The organism is Mesorhizobium sp. M0664, assembly GCF_040320565.1.
In the GTDB taxonomy this organism is placed as follows: domain Bacteria; phylum Pseudomonadota; class Alphaproteobacteria; order Rhizobiales; family Rhizobiaceae; genus Mesorhizobium.
Genome location: NZ_JAMYPW010000093.1, coordinates 1 through 4,324 on the forward strand (window position 1 = coordinate 1; position 4,324 = coordinate 4,324).

The 4,324-nt window shown below is 58.6% G+C and carries 3 protein-coding genes; all 3 read left to right on the plus strand.

All coding sequences use genetic code 11. The features are described 5' to 3' along the window. The first annotated feature begins 41 nt into the window (after window positions 1-41). The 3 genes from NKI39_RS33930 (at window position 42) to NKI39_RS33940 (ending at window position 4,054) form a co-directional block, all read left to right on the plus strand. On the plus strand, window positions 42-395 hold the full coding sequence (locus NKI39_RS33930) for a hypothetical protein (protein ID WP_352456137.1): 354 nt from the start codon (window positions 42-44) through the stop codon (window positions 393-395). Between the two features lie 945 nt (window positions 396-1,340). After that, the gene (locus NKI39_RS33935) at window positions 1,341-1,682 is read left to right on the plus strand and encodes a hypothetical protein (RefSeq protein ID WP_352837478.1); all 342 of its coding nucleotides are present in this window, start codon (window positions 1,341-1,343) and stop codon (window positions 1,680-1,682) included. 1,847 nt (window positions 1,683-3,529) lie between these two features. Continuing rightward, a complete protein-coding gene (locus tag NKI39_RS33940; RefSeq protein ID WP_352662415.1) occupies window positions 3,530-4,054 on the plus strand; it encodes a YciE/YciF ferroxidase family protein in 525 nt (174 codons plus the stop codon). The last annotated feature ends 270 nt before the right edge of the window (window positions 4,055-4,324 follow it).

Genomic DNA, 4,324 nt, shown 5'->3' on the forward strand with positions numbered 1-4,324 from the left:
TTTGCCAGGCGCATCCCGCGCATTCAGACAGGAGAAAGAAGATGAAACGCATCCTTTTGGCTTCGGCCGTGCTGGCGGTGTCGGCAGGGCTTTCCTTTGCCCAGACGACCAGCGGAACTTCGAGCGGAACCTCGACCAGCGGAACCTCGACCACGACAACCATGCCCAGTACGACGGATCAGGGCACCGGCACGACGAGCAGCGGCACCAACATGTCCGGCGATCAGGGCACCGACACGACCACCACCAGCGGCACCACAAATCCGAACTCGGCCAGAGACTGCGCGCCCGGCCAGCAGACTGGCAGCGCTCAGCAGGCGGCGCCTGGTCAGCAGGACACGACAGCCAATACCGCCGCGCCAGGCCAGGTGAAAAAGACCGACGAAGGTTGCTGATTGGCACATCGGCTCAGGTTGGAATCACCAGCGTGTGGCTGGCTGATCTCCCCCGACCACCGCCTGAACTCAACTCGGCTGGCGAGCAAGTTCCCGCCAGCCGAGCATCAGTTCAGGAACCTTTGCGCTTGCTTGTGCTTTCAGTGGGGCACGCGTGGTTTCTTTTGCTTTCGGTCAGATAGATATCCGTCTGCTCGCGCATCTTGCCTGAAGGGAGCTGCGGTCGCGCTCAGAGGAGAGCCGCGCTGTATTGCCGATAGCGCTAGAGCGATTCGAAGCCCTACGGCAACCGGCAGTTGGACTGACACCAAGTTGGCTCCGAGAGCGTTGGGAACAGCCTTGCACGGCACGTTGCTCAGTTTGGACTGCCCTCGTTCTCTTTGTTGCCCTGCTGGCCATATTCGTTCTGGGGTAGTCCTGATTGCTGCAGCAGGATCAAACTTGGGTGCACGAGGTTGTGAGCCTAGAGAGCTGCAGAGCCTACTTGGATCTTGAGCACCGTGGGGTTGAATGCAAGCTCCCGTGTGGTGCAAGTGACTGCTAGGCTTTCGTGGTTTTTGGTGTCCTCTTCGGTTTAGATGCCGCGGCCGACGTCACAGCAAGTGCGGCCTTCAGGCGCTGCTCCCGAGCCGCGGTCTTTGCGTCTCGTGCCGCACGCTCAATGTCGGTCAATCCTCGTGCAGCATCTGAGGTGCGCTCGTCTCTGGCTTGTCTTTCTTTCTCGGTAGGCAAATTCCTACACTCCGATGTGCCAGCACAGTCGGCTGTCGGCACCCAACCACGGTCGCCATATCGTATTCCAACAGAAAAAACCCGCCTCGACTGCCGCTGAGCGCGCGCATCCCCGCCTCTGGAACGCTTCAAATACTTTGCCGTTGTTAAAGGCACCTGCAGGAGCCAGGCATGAGAGTATTCCAACGAATTTTGCCGCTCGCCGTGTTCGCCTTGCAGCTTTTTGCCGTGCAGTCATTTGCTCAGACCGAGCAGCAAGATCTGCCGGGGCAAGGCGCATCATCGACAACCGAAGATGCCCAGGATGTCGGCGTCGACGTTTCGCTTGGCAGGCACGAAGTGAAACAGCAGATCGCAAGGGAGCTTGGAATCTCCGAGGTGGAAGTGCCTCTGGCAGTTCATGTGCCTATCGAGCTCGCCAAGCGGGTCTGCGAGAAAGAGGTATTCGACGCACGCGCCAATGTGAACCGAAGCTGCACCGCGACGAAATACATCCCGGAAATTGCCGAAGCAGCACGAAATCGTCCGCAAACCTCTGCCGTTCCGGAGCAATAGGCGAAGCCGAATACTATGGGATACAGAAGGGGTGCTTGGCTACTCTGGTCGATCGACAAAGCGCCCCCCGAAAGTGTGGAGCTTGCGCGTAAGTTTTCAGGCAGCGTCGATACCGCTTGGCTTCCCCAGAGGATGAATCAGTTTGGGGCCGTTATGCTTCGACAAAAGGCGCACACCAGATTGCGAAGGCAACCTTCGACCAGGAGAGGCGGACACTGCTTGTTAGCAGCATCTTGATGATCGCCAGACTGACGAGCCTCTCTGGTCAGCATAGTAGCTTTTTGAGACTCCCCGCCCTTTTAGGTATACTTTCCCCTGACTGTCGACAATTGTTAGGGCGTCGTCAGCTGTGAGCGACCATCGCGCTTCCGCCCCGATCGGGAGACAGCGCAGATGGAAACCTCGTTCAAGAACGAACTGTTGCGGCCTGAGCGCGCCGGATCTGACGTTGCTGCAGCCTCACCTCGAAGCCCGTCACTTGGGACTGAGGACGCACCTGGAGCAGGCCTCGGTCCCGATTGACACCGTCGATTTCTTCGAGAGCGGTCCCGGGTCAATGGTGGCGAAGCTTCGGGCTGACGTCGAGGCCGAGGTTGGCCTTATTGGCTTTGACGGTATGACCGGGTCAGCCCTGGTCATGGGTGAGGACCGGTCCCCGCACGATTGCTTTGTTCAATTGAAGGCTGAAGCTATTGCTATAGACGCGCGTTGGCGGATCGTTCTTATGGGCAGCCCGAGGCGGAATACATCCGACTGATCGGGACGCCCCCGTTGCTCATGATGTCACCCGTGCTGCCCTCTCTCCCGTCGCTGACCACATTCGGGAGGTGGCGATTGGCACCTGTCAGGACGTTCTGGCAAGGGTTGTCCAACGGTATGAAACCGCAGTGTCGATCCAGGACAGGATCGTTGAACATTGCAAGGAGGTCGGATTAACACCGCAAGCAGATGAAGCTTTTTTGCAGGCCTTGTGGTTGTCGCTGGCGAAGGCCAGGACGGCCTTGGAGCGTGAGGTCCCCCCGGCACCGCTGCACCTGGCCGGCCGCTCTAGTCCTGGACAATTGCCGACCTCGTCGCTGGTCAGCATGCCAGAATGTCGATGGCGGAAGCCATGAGGACCCCGATTGAATGTTCTCATTCGTTTGTGATCGGGGGTGCAAGTCAATCCGGCTCCAGCGCATGTTGGCCTCAGGAACAAACCGCCGTCGCATCCGTTCAGCATCGCGAAGGACGACACGGCTGTCCACGGCCTTTCCGGTACTGCAAAGGAGACATGACATGCTCGGTCCGCAGAGGGGTTTTCGAAGACCATCTGAGGCTTCGCGCCGCTGGCGACATCGAGGAGGATCCTAGGTGCAACTATGCTGTGGACGTGGTCCTCTTGACCTCGAATTCGAATTTAGAGGCCATGATGCCGTCCGCCTGTCGTCCAAACGCCTGCGCGAGCAGCTGCCTCAAGGTGAGTTCAACTACATCGCAAAACAGGTCCGCGGCCCCTATACACTGCTGATCTGGTCGGCAACTTCGTCCAGGTTCGACGCCATTGGGGGCCCGAGAAGAGATCGGGAACCTTGATCAGGTGCGGGCAAAGGTCCGTTGCGAAAAATGCGGCCGCAAGGACTCGATGACAGCGGAAACCCTTCAGGCAGACGATCCTCATTCCGGAACTTCCGCAATGGAGCGCAGCCGAGATGCTCAAGCCGCTGCTGGCGCGGCGGACTGAAATCAGCGGTCAACCCGACCGTCGCTCGCTGTTGGCTGCCGGTGTGCCGTCGCCGAAGGAACAACAAGAGACTGGTCCAGTTAGAGCCATGCATGCGTCGATAGAAATGAAAGAGGAGATGACAATGGCGACGAAAAAAAGCTCTCAGGGCAGCTCCAAGGGCTTGGAAGACCTTTTCTATGATGGTCTGAAAGACATCTACTACGCCGAACGCAAGATTCTGACGGCGCTCCGGAAAATGGCAAAGGGCGCGGAGTCCAAAGAGTTGAAGGCGGCGTTCGAAAAACATCGTGACGAGACGGAAGGTCAGATCGAGCGTCTGCAGCAAGTTTTCGACGCCTTTGGCAAGAGAGCCCAAGGGAAAACGTGCCCGGCGATCGACGGCATCATCGAAGAAGGACAGGAGATTTTGGAGGAATTCGAGGAGGCTCCGGCATTGGACGCGGGTCTCGTGGCTGCAGCCCAGTCCGTCGAACATTATGAAATAGCGCGCTACGGGACTCTTGTCACATGGGCCGGGTTACTTGGCTTGAAAGACGCCGTCCCGCTACTCGAACAGACGCTCAAGGAAGAAAAAGCAACCGATGAGGCGCTCACACGACTAGGCGAAACAGGCGTCAACGAACGGGCGATGCAACAGGCCGCATAACTTCGGATCGAATCGACGCGACCGCGGCCCCCGGCAGACGGGATTGGAGCTTGGTTGTATTCGCCAATCCAGGCACACGTGTACACCGCAGCCGCCGAGCCGTCGACGTGGTGGTGCCCGACCGGTTTCGACTAGGCCACCGGAACTGACAATGGGGGACTGCGAATGCGATTACTTGCCCACGCCTTGGGCGACAGGATGTTGGTATGAACGAGGATACCGCTCGTCGGCCCACGGCAGGCTCTTCCGGGTTCGACAGCTTTTTCATGG